The organism is Pseudomonas fluorescens, from assembly GCF_902497875.1.
Taxonomy (GTDB): domain Bacteria; phylum Pseudomonadota; class Gammaproteobacteria; order Pseudomonadales; family Pseudomonadaceae; genus Aquipseudomonas; species Aquipseudomonas fluorescens_BR.
Genome location: NZ_CABVHY010000033.1, coordinates 70,594 through 86,299 on the forward strand (window position 1 = coordinate 70,594; position 15,706 = coordinate 86,299).

Genomic DNA, 15,706 nt, shown 5'->3' on the forward strand with positions numbered 1-15,706 from the left:
GAGCTGGCGCAGCCTGCGATCTTTTGGCGAGTTGGCGGTTACCCAAGATCAAGATCAAAAGATCGCAGCCTGCGGCAGCTCCTACAAGGGATTGGGGTGTTAGGGCCTGCGCCCCCCCCTGCAAATACCTCTCTATTCATGCACTAATAAACCTGTGCCTTGCCCCGTCATATCTATAACGTTCACCGACGCTCATTGTTCAAGGAAGACTTCACCATGCCCAATTCGACGGCCACCGCCGTTGTGCCGCTGACCAGCGTCACCTTTGACCTGCGCCCTCTGCTGATCGCCAACATGACCTGCACCATGGCAATGATGGCTTTCGTTTCATTGATCGGGCCGATTTCCCGCGTCCTCGGGCTTGCCACCTGGCAGGCCGGCGCGGCGGTCACCGTCTCCGGGGTGATCTGGATGCTGCTCGCGCGGCCATGGGGTCAGGCCAGCGATCGCCTCGGGCGGCGACGGGTGTTGCTGATCGGCACCGCTGGCTTCACCCTCGCCTACTGGGCGCTGTGCCTGTTTATCGACCTCTCGCTGCAGCTGCTGCCCACAGCGCTGCTGGCCTTTGTCGGGCTGATGCTCGGACGCGGTCTGGTCGGGGTGTTCTACGCGGCGATTCCGGTGGGTGGTTATGCCTTGATTGCCGACAATATCGAACCCCAACACCGTACGCGTGCGATGGCTTCACTGGGTGCGGCAAACGCCTGCGGGCTGGTGCTGGGGCCGGCGATCGCGGCGTTGCTGTCCCGGCATAGTCTGAGCTTGCCGTTCTATGCCATGGCGCTGCTGCCGCTGCTGGGCTTCCTGGTGCTGCTGTTCAAGCTCAAAGGCCAGGAGCTGCACCTCAAGCAACCGCCCAAGACCGTGCACCTGGCTGATCCGCGCCTGCGCCGGCCGCTGGCGGTGGCATTCGTGGCCATGCTCTGTGTGTCTATCGCGCAAATCACCGTCGGTTTCTACGCCCTCGACAAGCTCGGGATGAACCCGGCCGATGCCGCGCAGACCGCCGGGATCGCCCTGACCATGGTCGGCCTGGCGCTGATTTGTTCGCAGTTGGTGGTGCGCAAACTGGAATGGCCGCCGCTGAAGATGATCCGCGTCGGCGCGCTGATCGCCGCCAGCGGTTTTGCCGGCAGCATGCTGGCCGACACCGCTTGGGGATTGTGGGCGTGTTTCTTTGTTTCGGCCTCGGGCATGGGCTGGATCTTTCCGTCCTTCGCGGCGCTGGCGGCGAATGCCGTGGAGGCCGCGGAACAAGGTGCCACTGCCGGTTCCATCGGTGCCGCCCAAGGTTTCGGGGCGGTCATCGGCCCGCTGGCCGGCACCCTGATCTACGCGATCGAACCTCGCCTGCCGTATCTGCTGGCGGCGGCATTGCTGCTATTGGTCGCCTGTTGGCCAGCGGCCAGACAGCCGCAGCGCCGCTAAGCCTTACAGAATGCGATAGAGCAAGCGCTCGATGCGCAACCGGCGGACCCGTCGCAAGAACTTGCCGACGGCCGCCGGGTACTCCACCAGGGTTTCCAGCTGCTGATGCTGCTCGACGCGGCGCGTGTTACGGAAAATTTCCAGCAGCTCAGCCTCCCGTGGTTCCTTCAACTCGTTTTTCGGATCATCGATCAACAAGCCGTTTTCCAGGTCCAGGCGAAACGCCCGGGGATTCAGGTTGTTGCCGGTCAGCAAGGTATAACGCTGATCGATCCACATGCCCTTGAGGTGATAGGTATTGTCGCCATCGCGCCACAGGTGCAGGTTCAGCTTGCCGCTGTCGATCATCCGCTGATGGCGCTTGGCGAAGCGTCGCAGGCTGATTTCATACAGGTATGGCAGCGCGGCGATGACCTTGAACGGCTCGCTCGGCGGAATGTAGAAGTCATTGGCGGTCTTGTCGCCGACGACGATATCGACTTTCACCCCGCGGGTCAGCGCCCGGTTGATTTCCCGGGTCACGGCCAGCGGCAGGTTGAAATACGGTGTGCAGATCGTCAGTTGTTCCTTGGCGCTGGCAATCAACTCGCAGATCACCCGGCTCAACGGATTGTTCTTGCCGACCCCCAGCAGCGGGCTGACCGACAACCCCTGTTTGTTGATGCTGCCGCAGGTGGTGTCGTAGGCCGCGTACTTCAGGCGGCTGCGCAAATCACCGATGTCATTGCGCAGGCTGCGGGTAGTCGGCAGGTTCGGCAGGTCGAGGCGATGCACAGCTCTGGAACCGATCAGCCCGTGCTCGACCAGGTGCTGCATGGAGTCGGCCAGGGCGCTGTTTTGCAGCACGTGATAGCGATCGAAACGGTACTTGTCGAACTTGTGCAGATAGACGTTGTTCAGGCTGGCACCGCTGTAGATCACGCAGTCATCGATCACGAAGCCTTTAAGGTGCAACACGCCGAACAGCTCGCGAGTCTGCACCGGCACGCCATAAACCGGCACTTCACTGGCGTGGGTGCGGGTTTGTTCCTGATACCAGGCCGAATTGCCCGGCTGCTTGCCGGCACCGATCAAACCACGCTGGGCGCGCAGCCAGTCGACCACGACCACTACATCGAGCTCGGGCCGGGCAGCCTTGGCGGCGTGCAAGGCATCGAGAATTTCCTGACCGGCTTCATCCTGTTGCAGGTAAAGCGCGACGATATAGATGCGCTGCGTCGCCTGGGCGATTTTCTCCAGCAGGCAACGGCGAAACTCGGCGGCGCCGCTAAGGATGGTGACGGCATCGGCAGTCAGCGGAAAACTGCGCAGTTTAGGCAGTAGGGAGCGTTTGAAAAGCGACGGCATAGGGCTCGCAAAAGGTCGATTCCGAAGAGCGGATGAGCTTACACCATGCGTTCGTCCGGGTCTTCTGGTGACCGTAAGATCAAAAGATCAAAAGATCAAAAGATCAAAAGATCGCAGCCTATCGGCAGCTCCTACGGGATCGGTGTTCATCCATTTATTGCGGGTGTACACGATCGGCGTAGGAGCTGCCGATAGGCTGCGATCTTTTGGGGTCAGAAAGAAAAACCAAATCTCCCATTGACCAAGGAGAACGATCGTTCTACTGTTAGCCACATGAACGAAATCAACAGCAACGAAACCCGCGACATCATTCTGGATGTCACCGAAAAGCTGATCTATAAAAGTGGCATCGCTGCCACGGGCATGGATCTTCTGGTGAAAACCGCCGGCGTCTCCAGAAAGAGTATCTATCGCTACTTTGCCAACAAGGACGAGCTCACCGTGGCCGCCTTGCAGCGCCGGGATGAACGCTGGATCAGCTGGTTCCGCGGCGAAGTCGGCAAGGCCCCTACTACCGAGGCGCGCCTGCTGAACCTGTTCACCGTCCTCAAGGACTGGTTCGCCAGCGAAGGCTTTCGCGGCTGCGCCTTCATCAACACCAGCGGCGAAACCGGCGACCCGCAGAACCCGGTGCGCCTGGTGGCCAGGGAACATAAACAGAAGCTGCTCGACTACTTGGGCGAGCTCTGCAAAGAACATGGCGTGCAAGATCCGCAGGAGCAGGCTAAACAGCTGCTGATCCTGATCGACGGCGCCATTACCGTTGCGCTTGTCATGGGTGATCAGAGTGCCGCCGATAATGCGCAATGCATGGCGCGAAAGTTATTGGACCTCTGATTGATTCAAACAAGACAACCCCTGTTTGAACGTTAACTTTCTGTGGAGACTTGAAATGTCATCTAACGCCGAAGTTCGTCCGCCACTTCCGCCCTTCACCCGTGAGTCGGCCATCGAGAAAATTCGCCTGGCCGAGGACGGCTGGAACTCCCGCGACCCGCAACGGGTGTCCCTGGCGTATACCCTGGACACTAAATGGCGTAACCGCGCCGAGTTTGCCAACAATCGCGAAGAAGCCAAGGGCTTCCTGACCCGTAAATGGGCGAAGGAGCTCGACTACCGGCTGATCAAGGAACTCTGGGCCTTTACCGATAACCGCATCGCGGTGCGTTACGCCTATGAATGGCACGACGATTCCGGCAACTGGTACCGCTCCTACGGCAATGAAAACTGGGAATTCGACGAACACGGACTGATGTCCAACCGTCACGCCTGCATCAACGACATGCCGATCAAGGAAAGCGAGCGCAAGTTCCACTGGCCGCTGGGCCGGCGCCCGGATGAGCATCCGGGGTTGTCTGAGCTGGGGATGTAAAAGCTGGTATCTGTAGGAGCTGCCGCAGGCTGCGATCTTTTCCGGCTCACCGCCGATTTCATGAAAGATCAAAAGATCGCAGGCTTCGCCAGCTCCTACGCCGAATGGGGACACCCGCAATCCCGTTACCGATCAGGGCCTGCCTGCAGCGGTACGCCGCAAGCACAAGTCCTGGGCCAGTGAGGTCAGCAGCAGTCGCGGCCATTGGTGGTTATGGGTAATATACCGGCCTTTCGCGCAGCCTCTTCTGCGCCCCGCCGAATAAGTCGATCCCATGCCTTTGGAACTCAGCGTAGACCTTGCCACCCTCGCCATTCTTGTCTTTGTCGCATTCATCGCCGGTTTTATCGATGCCATCGCCGGCGGTGGTGGCTTGCTCACCACCCCGGCCTTGCTCACCGCCGGTTTGCCGCCGCATCTGGTGCTCGGCACCAACAAACTCAGCGCCAGCTTCGGCTCGGCTATCGCCAGTTTCACCTTCTACCGGCGCAAGCTGTTCCACCCGCGCCAGTGGCTGCACGCGATAGTCGGGACCCTGGTGGGCGCATTGACCGGCGCGATCGTGGCGCATTACCTGCCGGCCGATTGGCTGAACAAGATGCTGCCGGTGATCGTCTTTGCCTGTGGCGTCTACCTGTTGTTTGGTGGCACGCCAAAGGCGCCGCTGGACAGCGATGCGCCGATCAAGAAGAAGTGGCAGTCGAGCCAGGGTTTCAGCCTGGGTTTCTACGACGGAGTGGCCGGCCCCGGCACCGGTGCCTTCTGGACCGTCAGCAGCCTACTGCTGTACCCCATCGATCTGGTCAAGGCCAGTGGCGTGGCGCGCAGCATGAACTTCGTCAGCAACATCGCGGCGCTGTCGGTGTTCATCTTTTCCGGTCAGGTGGACTGGATCATCGGCCTGAGCATGGGCCTGTCGGTGATGGTCGGGGCATTCTTCGGCGCGCGCACCGCCATCAGCGGTGGTGCGAAGTTCATTCGCCCGGTGTTCATCACCGTCGTCCTGGGCTTGACCGTGCGCCTAGCCTGGCAACACTGGTTCAGTGTGGCCTAAGCGACGCGCGACATAGACGTCGATCAGGTAGCGGGCAATCGAGCGGGACGCCGGCAACGGCGGCAGCGCATGGATGTTGAACCACTGTGCATCTTCGATCTCGTCCTCCTGCGGGACGATTTCGCCACCGGCGTACTCGGCATGGAAGCCCAGCATCATCGAATGCGGGAACGGCCAGCACTGGCTACCCATGTACTGGATGTTCCTGACCTCGATCCGCACCTCTTCGCGCACTTCCCGAATCAGGCAATCCTCCGCCGACTCGCCAGGCTCGGCGAAGCCGGCCAGGGTGCTGTAGACCCCGGGGACAAAACGCGGCGAGCGTGCCAGCAATACCTCGTCGCCGCGGGTGATCAGCACGATCATGCTCGGCGAGATTCGTGGGTAATGCCGCAGATCGCAGGCTTCGCAGTACATCGCTCGTTCCCGTGAAATCTGCTGCATGGCCTGGCCGCAGTTGCCGCAGAAGCGATGTTCGCGGGCCCAGGTGCCAATTTGCGCGGCGTAACCCAACACTTTGTAGACCGTGTGATCGCCCTCGAGCATGAACGCCCGCAGGCCTTGCCAGCGACAACCCGGGATCTCGGCTGAGCTGTTGAGCTCGAGCAGGTAGACCGGCTCGCCATCCAGATGACCGATGCCATGCTCCGCCAGAATCGACAGCTCCTGGCGCTTGAGCCATTCACGCGGGAACAGCGCGCCGTTGTCATCGAACAGAAAACCGTCGCGGCTGCGCGCCACCGCCCAGCCGCCGGTAATGTCGGTATCGAGTACTGCGGTGGTCCAGCGTGAAGTCATTTTTTATCAATCCATAAATTCGGGTTTCTGCTTGCTCATCTGCGCGGCCATGGCCACCCGCAAATCGGCGGATTGCAGCATGGCGGCGTTCCAGGTCGCGATGTATTCCAGGCCGTCGTTAATGCTGTGATCGCGCATGTAACTGATCATCTCTTTGGTTCCGGCTATCGCAATCGGCGATTTGCCGGCAATTTCCCAGGCGATGCTCATTACGCCGTCGAGCAGGCTGGCCGCATCCGGGTAGGTGCGGTTGACCAGGCCAATGCTACGCGCTTCTTCGGCTCCCAGGGTACGCCCGGTGTAAGCCAGTTCCCGTAGCATGCCGTCGCCGATGATCCGTGGCAATCGTTGCAAGGTGCCGACGTCGGCAGCCATGCCCATGTCGATTTCCTTGATCGAGAATTGCGCATCTTCGGCGGCGTAACGCATGTCGCAGGCGGCAATCAGGTCGATGGCACCGCCCAGGCAGTAGCCCTGGATCGCTGCAAGCACCGGCTTACGGCAGTTGTCGACGGCATTGAAGGAGGCTTGCAGTTGCAGGATCTTGCGCCGCAGCAGGCGCGCGTTACGCCCAACATCCTTGCCCAGCTCGTTGGCCACCGACGCCAGCATCATCAGATCGATGCCGGACGAGAAGTGTTTGCCGGCACCACTGAGCACCACTACCCGGACTTCATCGGTGTCGTCGATCCACTGGAAAATCTCGATGATTTCGCTCCAGAACACCGCGTTCATCGAGTTGATCTTTTCCGGACGGTTGATCTGCACATGGGCGATGTGATCCGTCAGTTCGACGCGAAAGGCTTGGTAGTCGGACATGCAGTGATCCTTTGCTGGACTGTAATGAAGGCCGAACTATAACAAGGCATTGTGTCTGGACGTAGGCAGCGCATTGGCCAAAAGCGGGACTGACTGACCCGTAGCAGCTGCCGAAGGCTGCGTTCGGACCGGGGTCGCGCTCGACCGCAGCGGTCGTAGTTCGGCTATTGCGGTTAGCCTGGAAAAACGTGGTGTATGATTTTACGACCGCTGCCCGCTCGTACGCAGCCTTCGGCAGCTGCTACGGGGGCGATGCGCTGATTCTGCACTCAGTGCCCAGCCCCTCCACAGGAGAACGGCGATGACTGATCAACCCTCGCGACCCGCGCCCTCGGATGAGCAGTTGGTGGCCTACCTCGATGGGCAACTGAGCAGCGAGGAGCGTCTGCGGATCGATTGCGCACTGGCCAATGATGAAAGCCTGGAACAGCGTCTTGAGTGGCTGTCCAGCAGCGACATGCCGTACCAGAGCGCCTATGCGCAATCGCACGATCAAGCGCCCCGGGATCGGCTGGCGACGATGCTCACGGAGCCGGCCCCCGCTGCCAGCGCGCCATGGAGCCGCCGCCGTTTCATCGGGGTGGCGGCAGGTTTTCTGCTCGCAGGGATCGCCGCGGATCGGCTGTACCTCGGCTGGCAGACCTCGTCCCCCAGGATTGCAACCCACTGGCGGGGCCAGGTGGCCGATTACATGGCCCTCTACAGCCCGCAAACTCTCGACCACCTGCCCGGCGACGAAGCCTCCCAGCGGGCGCAACTGCAGACCCTCGGCCAGCGTTTGGGGCGGGCGCTGGAACCGACGCAGCTGAAGCTCCCGAGGCCGGCACTCAAACGCGCACAACTACTCGAATACAATGGCGTGCCGATTGCCCAGATAATCTATCTGGACCCCCTTCATGGGCCGCTGGCGCTGTGCATCACCCGCTCGACCGTCGGCAACCGCGATCCGGCGCAGGAGCAACGGCGCGGGATGAACATCGTCTTCTGGTCAGACATGGGTTATGCCTACATGCTGATCGGGCGTAACCCGATGCCGGAACTGGAGGCTATGGCGCAGTTGGTTAGAAGCCGGTTGAGTGTTTGAGCACGATAGTCAGAATATTCATCGCCTGTTCGGCAGCTATCGTCGGAGCGCCGCCCGGAGCAAGCTCGCTCCCACAAGTACCGTGTACACCACAAGTTGTGTGGCCTACCGGATTCCCCTGTGGGAGCGAGCTTGCTCCAAGGCAGCACATTCAAGATTGATGCGACTGTGAGACCGCTATCGCGAGCAAGCTCGCTCCCACAAGTACCGTGTACACCGCAAGTTGTGTGGCCTACCGGATTCCCCTGTGGGAGCGAGCTTGCTCCAAGGCAGCACATTCAAGATTGATGTGACTGTGAGACCGCTATCGCGAGCAGGCTCGCTCCCACAAGTGCCGTGTACACCGCAAGTTGTGTGGCCTACCGGATTCCCCTGTGGGAGCGAGCTTGCTCGCGAAGAGGCCGGCAAACTCACCACAGCATTGAAAGTGTTCACCCCGCCATCGGCAACCACAGCCTGAACCGCGCCCCGCCCAGTGGTGACGGCTCGACCGTCAACGTCCCGCCCTGGGCTTCCAGCGCCCGGCGGCTGATCGCCAGGCCGAGGCCGAAGCCGCCGGTGGCGCGGTCGCGGCTGCGATCGAGGCGGTAGAACGGTTCGAAGATCCGTTCCCGTTCATCGTCGGGAATGCCGATACCGTCATCGTCGACCCAGATTTCACAGCCTTTTGAACCTACGTGGACGCCGACCTGAATGCGCTTTTCGCAGTAACGCATGGCATTACGCAGCAGGTTCTGGATGGCGCGGGCGGTCAGTCGTGGATCGAGGACAAAGCGTTCGTACAGGCCATCGAGCAAGACATCGATGACAATGTCGGGGGACTGCAGCTCTTCGTCGACGCTACCCAGTATGCTGTCGACGAACTCATCGAGGGATACCCGCACCCGCTCCGGCACCCGCGCCGGGTTTTGCAGGCGGCTGTAGGACAACAGTTCCAGCACCAGTTCATCCAGTTCGCGAATGTGCGCGACCAACCCCTGCAAACGCTCGCGACTGGCGCTCGGCATATCGTCGGACAGTGCCAGCGCCAGGCCGAAGTCGAGCCGGGTCAGCGGCGTGCGCAGTTCATGGGAGACCGCGTTGAGCAGGTCGCGCTGCTGGTTCAGCAGGTTTTCAATGTCGGCGGCCATGGTGTCGAAAACATGGGCCAGGCTGCCAATGTTGGAACTCGGGGAAATCTGCGTGCGCTCGCTCAGCTGGCCCTTGCCGAAACGCTCGGCGGTGCCTTTCAAGCGCTCCAGATCGCGCCAGTGCGGGCGCAGCCAGATCAACAGGCACGCCAGCAACGCCGCGCCGATCAGCACGTTGATGCTCCAGTAGAGGAAACTGACGTCCGCCGGATCCGGCGGAACGGTCAGCTTGACCGCCAACTGCTGGTCCAGCGGCGCCACCGCGAGCGTACGCCAGGCCCAGTCGCCCATGCGAACCACTTTCTCGCCGCGCTGCAAGCGTTCGGTTTCATAGTCGCTGAAGTCTGGGTCGTCATTGCGTACCAGGACCACCTGCAGCGGCTGGAACTCCTGATCCAGCTCCGCCGCCAGGGCCGGCCATTGCTCGGCGGGCACTTGGTGAAACTGTTTGACGATCAGATTCTGCAGGCCGCGGGACTGGTCGAGGGTGTAGTTCTGAAAACGCTCGTGAAAGACCTTGATCACCAGGTCAGGGATCAGATAGATCGCCGCGCTGAAGGTGACGATGGTGATCAGGTACAACCGAATCAGGATTCGCAGCATCGGCTCAGCATTCCCACTCGGATCGACTGAACAGGTAGCCCTTGCCCCACACGGTCTTGATCTTGCGCGCCTCACCGGCATGGTCGTCGAACTTGCGCCGCAGCTTGGAGATGGCCACGTCTACCGAGCGGTCGGTGCCGTTGAATTCGATGCCGCGCAGGCGTTGTAGGATCTGGTCGCGGCTCAGCACTTCGCCAGCATGCCGGGCCAGCACCACCAGCAGGTTGTATTCGCCGCTGGACAGCTCCACCGGTTGCTCGCGCCAGGTCACGCTGCGCTCCGACAGGTCGATGCACAGATTGCCGATAAGGATCCGGTCGTTGGCGGTTTGCGGCTCGTTCAGATTGCTGCGGCGCAGCAAGGTGCGCACCCGCGCCAGCAATACCCTTGGCTCGCAAGGTTTGGTGACGTAGTCATCGGCGCCCATTTCCAGGCCCAGGACTTGATCGTGACTGTCGTCACGAGCGGTGAGCATCAGGATCGGCAGGGTCGCCGAGTCGGCCCGCAGCAGGCGGCAGACTTGCAGGCCGTCGAGACCCGGCAGCATCAGATCGAGGATCACCAGGTCCGGCGGGTTCGACCGTGCACGTTCACGCACTTGATCACCGCGGCTGAGCACGCTGACGTGGTAGCTGTTGCGTTCCAGGTAGCTGGCGATCAGTTCGCAGAGCGCGGAGTCGTCTTCGACCAGGAGAATGTTGGGCATGGGTGTTTCCTGTAGGAGCGAGCTTGCTCGCGATCGGCGGCGCAGCCGTCGTAAAGCCGACAACTGTGATTTACCTGTAGTAACGCGATTGCAAATTTTACGACGGCTGCGCCGCCGAAGGCAGGCTTCGCCAGCTGCTACGGGGAATGTGCCACCAGTCAGTAAGCCGTCAAGGATATACGCCCACGCACGCCAGCGAGCAAAACCCTTACACAATTTCACAGAGCGCCTACAAAGCTTCACCGCTCACCTTGGCGGCTGTCCGTAGCATGCCGGGGTCAATATTGGGGTATCCACATGTCAAAGAACCTGCTTGCAAAGCTTGGCCTGATTGCGCTGGCAGTGACGCTGAGTGCTTGCGACAAGTCCTCCATCGCCGAAGAACAGGCCCCGCTGGCCTCGGTGCGGATCGAGACGATCCAGGCGCAGGCGCTTTCGATCACCAGCGAATTAAGTGGCCGGATCGCCGCGCCGCGGATTGCCGAAGTCCGTGCCAGGGTGGCCGGCGTCGTGCTGCAGCGCACCTTCCGCGAAGGCTCCGACGTCAAGCAGGGCGATGTACTGTTTCGCATCGACCCGGCGCCGTTCAAGGCCGATCTCGACAGCGCCCAGGCCAGCCTGCGCAAGGCCGAGGCCAATGCGTTCCAGGCGCGCTTGCAGGAGCAGCGTTACGCCCAATTGGTCGAAGGCAACGCCATCAGCGGCCAGGACTACGACAACGCCCGGGCCAGCGTCCGGCAGACCGCTGCTGACGTGGCGGCCAATCAGGCCGCGGTGCAACGGGCCAGGTTGAACCTGGGTTACGCCACGGTCACCGCGCCGATTTCCGGGCGCATCGGCCGCGCGCTGGTCACTGAAGGCGCCTTGGTCGGGCAGAACGAAACCACCCCGCTGGCGCTGATCCAGCAACTGGACCCGATCCACGCCGACCTGACCCAGTCGACCCGCGAACTCAACGACCTGCGCCGGGCTTTCCGTGCCGGGCAGTTGCAGCAGATTGGCCAGGACCAGGCCCGCGTCACCCTGATCCAGGACGACGGCAGCCTTTACCCGCTGCCGGGCAAGCTGCTGTTTGCCGACATCAGTGTCGACCCGAGCACCGGCCAGATCATTCTGCGCAGCGAGTTCCCCAACCCGGACCTCGACCTGCTGCCCGGCAGCTTCATTCGCGTACGGCTGGAGCAGGCGATCAACCAGCAAGGCATCAGCGTGCCGCAACGCGCCATCCTGCGCGACAGCGCCGGTATCGCCCAGGTATTGCTGGTGGACGCCGAGCAGCGGGTCAGCCAGCAGCCGGTGCAGCTGGCCTCGGTGCAAAACGACCGCTGGATCGTCATCGACGGCCTGAAACCGGGCGACCGCATCGTTACCGAAGGTCTGCAGCACGCTCGCCCCGGCGAAAAAGTGCAGATCGACGACACCCCTCTTCCGATTGCCCAGGCTGCTCAGTAGGTAGGAAACCCCATGCCGCAATTCTTTATCGACCGCCCGATCTTCGCTTGGGTGGTCGCGCTGTTCATCCTGCTGGGCGGCGCCCTGGCCATCCCGCAGTTGCCGGTGGCGCAATACCCCAACGTCGCGCCGCCGCAAGTCGAAATCTACGCCACCTACCCCGGCGCCTCGGCACAAACGGTGGACGAAAGCGTGGTCAGCCTGATCGAGCAGGAGCTCAACGGCGCTGACAACCTGCTGTATTTCGAATCCCAGAGCAGCCTCGGCAGCGCCACCATCACCGCGACCTTCCAGCCCGGCGCTAATCCGGAAATGGCCCAGGTCGACGTGCAGAACCGACTCAAGGCAGTAGAGCCGCGCCTGCCGCAAGCAGTGACCCAGCAAGGCGTGCAAGTGGAGAAGGTCTCGGCCGGTTTCCTGTTGCTGATCACCCTGACCTCCAGTGACGGCAAACTCGACGACGTGGCGCTCAGCGATTACCTGGCGCGCAATGTGATGAACGAAATTCGCCGTATCGACGGGGTCGGCAAAGCGCAGCTGTATGGTGCCGAGCGGGCCATGCGCATCTGGATCGACCCGCGCAAGCTGATGGGTTTCAACCTGACCCCGGCCGATGTCAACGCGGCCATTGCGGCGCAGAACGCCCAGGTGTCGGCCGGCAGCATCGGCGACCTGCCTGCTCGCTCGACCCAGGAAATCACCGCGACGGTGTTGGTCAAAGGCCAATTGTCGAGTCCCGAAGAGTTCGCCGACATCGTGTTGCGAGCCAACCCCGACGGTTCCACCGTGCGCATCGGCGATGTCGCCCGGGTCGAGATCGGCAGTCAGGAATACCAGTTTTCCACTCGCCTGAACGGTAAGCCGTCGACCGCCGTCAGCGTGCAACTGGCGCCGGGGGCCAACGCCCTGAGCACCGCGACCCTGGTGCGGGCGAAGATGGATGAGCTGGCGCAGTATTTCCCGGTCGGTGTGCAATACAAGATCCCCTACGACACCTCGCCCTTCGTCAAGGTCTCGATCACCAAAGTGGTCTACACCCTGGGCGAAGCAATGTTGCTGGTGTTTGCGGTGATGTTCCTGTTTTTGCAGAACATTCGCTACACGTTGATTCCGACCCTGGTGGTGCCGGTGGCGCTGATGGGCACCTTCGCGACCATGCTCGCGCTGGGTTTCTCGATCAATGTGCTGACCATGTTCGGCATGGTGCTGGCCATCGGCATCCTGGTGGACGATGCCATTGTGGTGGTGGAGAACGTCGAGCGGATCATGGCCACCGAGGGCCTGTCGCCCAAAGAAGCGACGCGCAAGGCGATGAAGCAGATCACCGGGGCGATCATCGGCATCACCCTGGTGCTGGTGGCGGTGTTTATCCCGATGGCGTTCATGCCGGGCTCGGTGGGGGTGATCTATCAGCAGTTCTCACTGTCCATGGCCACCTCGATCCTGTTCTCGGCGTTCCTCGCCCTGACCTTGACCCCGGCCCTGTGCGCGACCCTGCTCAAACCGATTGCCAAGGGCGACCATCACGCCAGGGGCGGTTTCTTCGGCTGGTTCAACCGACGCTTCGAACAGCTCAGCAACGGTTATCAACGCGGGGTGGTCTACGCGCTGAAACGCACCGGGCGATACCTGCTGATCTACGGTGTGCTGCTGATTGGCCTGGGGCTGTGTTTCAGCCGCCTGCCCTCCTCGTTCCTGCCGGTCGAAGACCAGGGTTACACCATCACCGATATCCAGCTGCCACCGGGTGCCAGCAAAAACCGCACGGTGCAGGTGGTGGAGCAGATCGAAGCCCATAACGCAACCGAACCCGGCGTTGGCGATAGCACGGTGATTCTGGGCTTCAGTTTTTCCGGCAGCGGACAGAACGCAGCGTTGGCGTTCACCACGTTGAAGGACTGGTCTGATCGCGGCAGCGACGATTCGGCGAGTTCAATTGCCGATCGCGCCAACATCGCGTTGAGCCAGATCAAGGACGCCGCGGCTTTCGCGGTACTGCCGCCACCGGTGGACGGTCTCGGCACCTCCAGCGGTTTCGAGTTCCGTCTGCAGGATCGTGGCGGCGTCGGCCATGCCGCATTGATGCAGGCGCGTAGCGAGTTGCTGGCCGCCGCCGAGAAAAGCCCAATCCTGATGAACGTGCGCGAAAGCGCGCTGGCCGAAGCGCCGCAGGTGCAACTGGAAGTCGACCGCAAGCAGGCCAACGCCTTGGGCATCGCCTTTGCGGACATTGGCAATGTGCTGTCCACCGCAGTGGGTTCGGCCTATATCAATGACTTCCCCAACCAGGGCCGGATGCAACGGGTGGTGGTGCAGGCTGAAGGCGATCAACGCAGCCAGGTGGCGGATTTGCTGAAGATGCACGTGCGCAACAACAGCGGAAAAATGGTGCCCTTGTCGGCCTTCGTCCAGGCCACGTGGACCCAGGGCCCGGCGCAGTTGACCCGCTACAACGGCTACCCGGCCATCAGCATTTCCGGCGAGCCGGCACCCGGCTACAGCACTGGCGAGGCAATGGAGGAAGTCCAACGGCTCGTCGCACAACTGCCGGCGGGCCTGGGCCAGGAATGGACCGGGCTGTCGTTGCAGGAACGCCTTTCCGGCGCCCAGGCACCCATCCTGCTCGGGCTGTCGCTGCTGATCGTGTTCCTGTGTCTGGCGGCGTTGTACGAGAGCTGGTCGATTCCCACCTCGGTGTTGCTGGTGGTGCCACTCGGCGTACTCGGCGCGGTACTGGCCGTGACCCTGCGGGGGATGCCCAACGACGTGTTCTTCAAGGTCGGGCTGATCACCATCATCGGCCTGTCGGCGAAGAACGCGATCCTGATCATCGAGTTCGCCAAGAGCCTGTACGACGAAGGCCACGACCTGATTGACGCCACGGTGCAAGCCGCACGCCTGCGGCTGCGACCGATCGTCATGACCTCGCTGGCGTTCATCCTCGGCGTGATGCCACTGGCGATTGCTACGGGTGCCAGCTCGGCGAGCCAGCAAGCGATTGGTACCGGGGTAATCGGCGGAATGATCACCGCGACCCTGGCCGTGATGTTCGTGCCGGTGTTTTTTGTGGTGGTGATGAAATTGGTCAAGCGGCGATTGTAGATTTGTGTCCATCCGCAATGTTGTGGGTGTACTCAATCGGCGTAGATACCGTCTTAACTCTCACCGGGCAAGCGCAAGTTTCGGGTCAAAGGGCTGGCCCGATTTGATCACTCCAAAGATGATGTGCAGCAGCTTGCGCATTGCTGCACAGATGATCTGCTTGGGAGCCTTGCCGTTGGCTTTCAATCGCTCTTTGAGCGCGATAATCGCTTCGTTGTGCTGCATCGCCACCAGACCTGGCATGTAGAGCCCGGTTCGGAGTCGCGCTGATCCGATTTTCGAGATAAAGGTGCGGCCCTTAAGCTGGCCAGACTCTTCCAGCTTTGGATTTAAGCCCGCCGCCGCCACCATTTGTCGAGGATTCGAATACTTTCGCAGGTCGCCCAGCTCGGCAAACAGCATTTGCGCCGATTTGTCGGCAATGCCATCAATGGTCACCATCAAATCGCGCATTTGGCGCATGTCCGGGTCGTCATCAATGTGTTTCTTGAGAGCCTTTTTGGTTTCGGCAATCTCTTTCTCGATGTGGCTGATTACGGATTTGATCGAAATCTTGACGCTGTCGTCGGACACATCCAGACGATTACGTTCCATCTGCAGCATTTCCTGAAGGTCATTCAGGCGACGAACCATGGCCTTCACCTGTCGATACTTCAGCGGCTCCGGCTCCCACAGCCTTAGCTTTTCATGCTTTTCCTTGGCGAAATCGGCGATCAACTTAGCGTCGGTCTTGTCTGTTTTGACCCGTTGCAAATCACTCTTGGCATGGGCCTTGGTCTGTGCAGGATTGACGACGCAGACCCGATAGCCC

The 15,706-nt window shown here is 61.3% G+C and carries 13 protein-coding genes; 7 read left to right on the forward strand and 6 right to left on the reverse strand.

What is annotated here, in order from left to right; all coding sequences use genetic code 11:
- Window positions 1-216 precede the first annotated feature (216 nt).
- Window positions 217-1,428, forward strand: a complete 1,212-nt coding sequence (locus F8N85_RS27200; protein ID WP_150806595.1) for an MFS transporter — start codon at window positions 217-219, stop codon at window positions 1,426-1,428.
- A 3-nt stretch (window positions 1,429-1,431) separates the two neighbouring features.
- Here the strand turns inward: F8N85_RS27200 and pssA are convergent, their stop codons facing one another.
- Window positions 1,432-2,775 carry a CDP-diacylglycerol--serine O-phosphatidyltransferase gene (pssA, locus tag F8N85_RS27205; RefSeq protein WP_150806596.1) on the reverse strand — a complete coding sequence of 448 codons (1,344 nt, stop codon included), beginning with the start codon at window positions 2,773-2,775 and terminating at the stop codon, window positions 1,432-1,434.
- Between the two features lie 273 nt (window positions 2,776-3,048).
- On the opposite strand from pssA, the gene F8N85_RS27210 reads away from it, so the two are divergent.
- The 3 genes from F8N85_RS27210 to F8N85_RS27220 all read left to right on the forward strand — a co-directional run bounded on the left by F8N85_RS27210 (window position 3,049) and on the right by F8N85_RS27220 (window position 5,201).
- Complete coding sequence (locus F8N85_RS27210; RefSeq protein ID WP_150806597.1) at window positions 3,049-3,612, forward strand: TetR/AcrR family transcriptional regulator; 564 nt, start codon at window positions 3,049-3,051, stop codon at window positions 3,610-3,612.
- 55 nt (window positions 3,613-3,667) lie between these two features.
- Window positions 3,668-4,147, forward strand: a complete 480-nt coding sequence (locus tag F8N85_RS27215) for a DUF1348 family protein (protein WP_150806598.1) — start codon at window positions 3,668-3,670, stop codon at window positions 4,145-4,147.
- Window positions 4,148-4,421: 274 nt separating this feature from the next.
- The gene (locus tag F8N85_RS27220) at window positions 4,422-5,201 is read left to right on the forward strand and encodes a TSUP family transporter (protein ID WP_150806599.1); all 780 of its coding nucleotides are present in this window, start codon (window positions 4,422-4,424) and stop codon (window positions 5,199-5,201) included.
- Here the strand turns inward: F8N85_RS27220 and nudC are convergent.
- The gene (nudC, locus tag F8N85_RS27225) at window positions 5,169-5,999 is read right to left on the reverse strand and encodes an NAD(+) diphosphatase (protein ID WP_150806600.1); all 831 of its coding nucleotides are present in this window, start codon (window positions 5,997-5,999) and stop codon (window positions 5,169-5,171) included. The genes F8N85_RS27220 and nudC overlap by 33 nt on opposite strands.
- Before the next feature lie 6 nt (window positions 6,000-6,005).
- Window positions 6,006-6,818 (reverse strand): crotonase/enoyl-CoA hydratase family protein, encoded by an 813-nt coding sequence (locus F8N85_RS27230; protein WP_150806601.1) that lies wholly within the window; start codon window positions 6,816-6,818, stop codon window positions 6,006-6,008.
- A gap of 301 nt (window positions 6,819-7,119) precedes the next feature.
- On the opposite strand from F8N85_RS27230, the gene F8N85_RS27235 reads away from it, so the two are divergent.
- Complete coding sequence (locus tag F8N85_RS27235; RefSeq protein WP_150806602.1) at window positions 7,120-7,902, forward strand: anti-sigma factor family protein; 783 nt, start codon at window positions 7,120-7,122, stop codon at window positions 7,900-7,902.
- A 431-nt stretch (window positions 7,903-8,333) separates the two neighbouring features.
- On the opposite strand, the gene F8N85_RS27240 is transcribed toward F8N85_RS27235, so the two are convergent.
- The gene (locus tag F8N85_RS27240; protein WP_150806603.1) at window positions 8,334-9,635 is read right to left on the reverse strand and encodes an ATP-binding protein; all 1,302 of its coding nucleotides are present in this window, start codon (window positions 9,633-9,635) and stop codon (window positions 8,334-8,336) included.
- A gap of 4 nt (window positions 9,636-9,639) precedes the next feature.
- On the reverse strand, window positions 9,640-10,341 hold the full coding sequence (locus F8N85_RS27245) for a response regulator transcription factor (RefSeq protein ID WP_150806604.1): 702 nt from the start codon (window positions 10,339-10,341) through the stop codon (window positions 9,640-9,642).
- Window positions 10,342-10,638: 297 nt separating this feature from the next.
- On the opposite strand from F8N85_RS27245, the gene F8N85_RS27250 reads away from it, so the two are divergent.
- A complete protein-coding gene (locus tag F8N85_RS27250; RefSeq protein WP_150806605.1) occupies window positions 10,639-11,793 on the forward strand; it encodes an efflux RND transporter periplasmic adaptor subunit in 1,155 nt (384 codons plus the stop codon).
- A gap of 12 nt (window positions 11,794-11,805) precedes the next feature.
- The gene (locus tag F8N85_RS27255) at window positions 11,806-14,895 is read left to right on the forward strand and encodes an efflux RND transporter permease subunit (protein WP_150806606.1); all 3,090 of its coding nucleotides are present in this window, start codon (window positions 11,806-11,808) and stop codon (window positions 14,893-14,895) included.
- Between the two features lie 60 nt (window positions 14,896-14,955).
- Here the strand turns inward: F8N85_RS27255 and F8N85_RS27260 are convergent.
- Window positions 14,956-15,706: IS110 family transposase (locus tag F8N85_RS27260; protein WP_150806607.1), on the reverse strand; the 751-nt coding region annotated here is incomplete at its 5' end.

Bases quoted from the DNA above. Each gene is read 5' to 3' on its own strand.
- F8N85_RS27200 (WP_150806595.1), top strand. From the start codon at position 217: ATGCCCAATTCGACGGCCACCGCCGTTGTGCCGCTGACCAGCGTCACC.
- pssA (WP_150806596.1), bottom strand. From the start codon at position 2,775: ATGCCGTCGCTTTTCAAACGCTCCCTACTGCCTAAACTGCGCAGTTTT.
- F8N85_RS27210 (WP_150806597.1), top strand. From the start codon at position 3,049: ATGAACGAAATCAACAGCAACGAAACCCGCGACATCATTCTGGATGTC.
- F8N85_RS27215 (WP_150806598.1), top strand. From the start codon at position 3,668: ATGTCATCTAACGCCGAAGTTCGTCCGCCACTTCCGCCCTTCACCCGT.
- F8N85_RS27220 (WP_150806599.1), top strand. From the start codon at position 4,422: ATGCCTTTGGAACTCAGCGTAGACCTTGCCACCCTCGCCATTCTTGTC.
- nudC (WP_150806600.1), bottom strand. From the start codon at position 5,999: ATGACTTCACGCTGGACCACCGCAGTACTCGATACCGACATTACCGGC.
- F8N85_RS27230 (WP_150806601.1), bottom strand. From the start codon at position 6,818: ATGTCCGACTACCAAGCCTTTCGCGTCGAACTGACGGATCACATCGCC.
- F8N85_RS27235 (WP_150806602.1), top strand. From the start codon at position 7,120: ATGACTGATCAACCCTCGCGACCCGCGCCCTCGGATGAGCAGTTGGTG.
- F8N85_RS27240 (WP_150806603.1), bottom strand. From the start codon at position 9,635: ATGCTGCGAATCCTGATTCGGTTGTACCTGATCACCATCGTCACCTTC.
- F8N85_RS27245 (WP_150806604.1), bottom strand. From the start codon at position 10,341: ATGCCCAACATTCTCCTGGTCGAAGACGACTCCGCGCTCTGCGAACTG.
- F8N85_RS27250 (WP_150806605.1), top strand. From the start codon at position 10,639: ATGTCAAAGAACCTGCTTGCAAAGCTTGGCCTGATTGCGCTGGCAGTG.
- F8N85_RS27255 (WP_150806606.1), top strand. From the start codon at position 11,806: ATGCCGCAATTCTTTATCGACCGCCCGATCTTCGCTTGGGTGGTCGCG.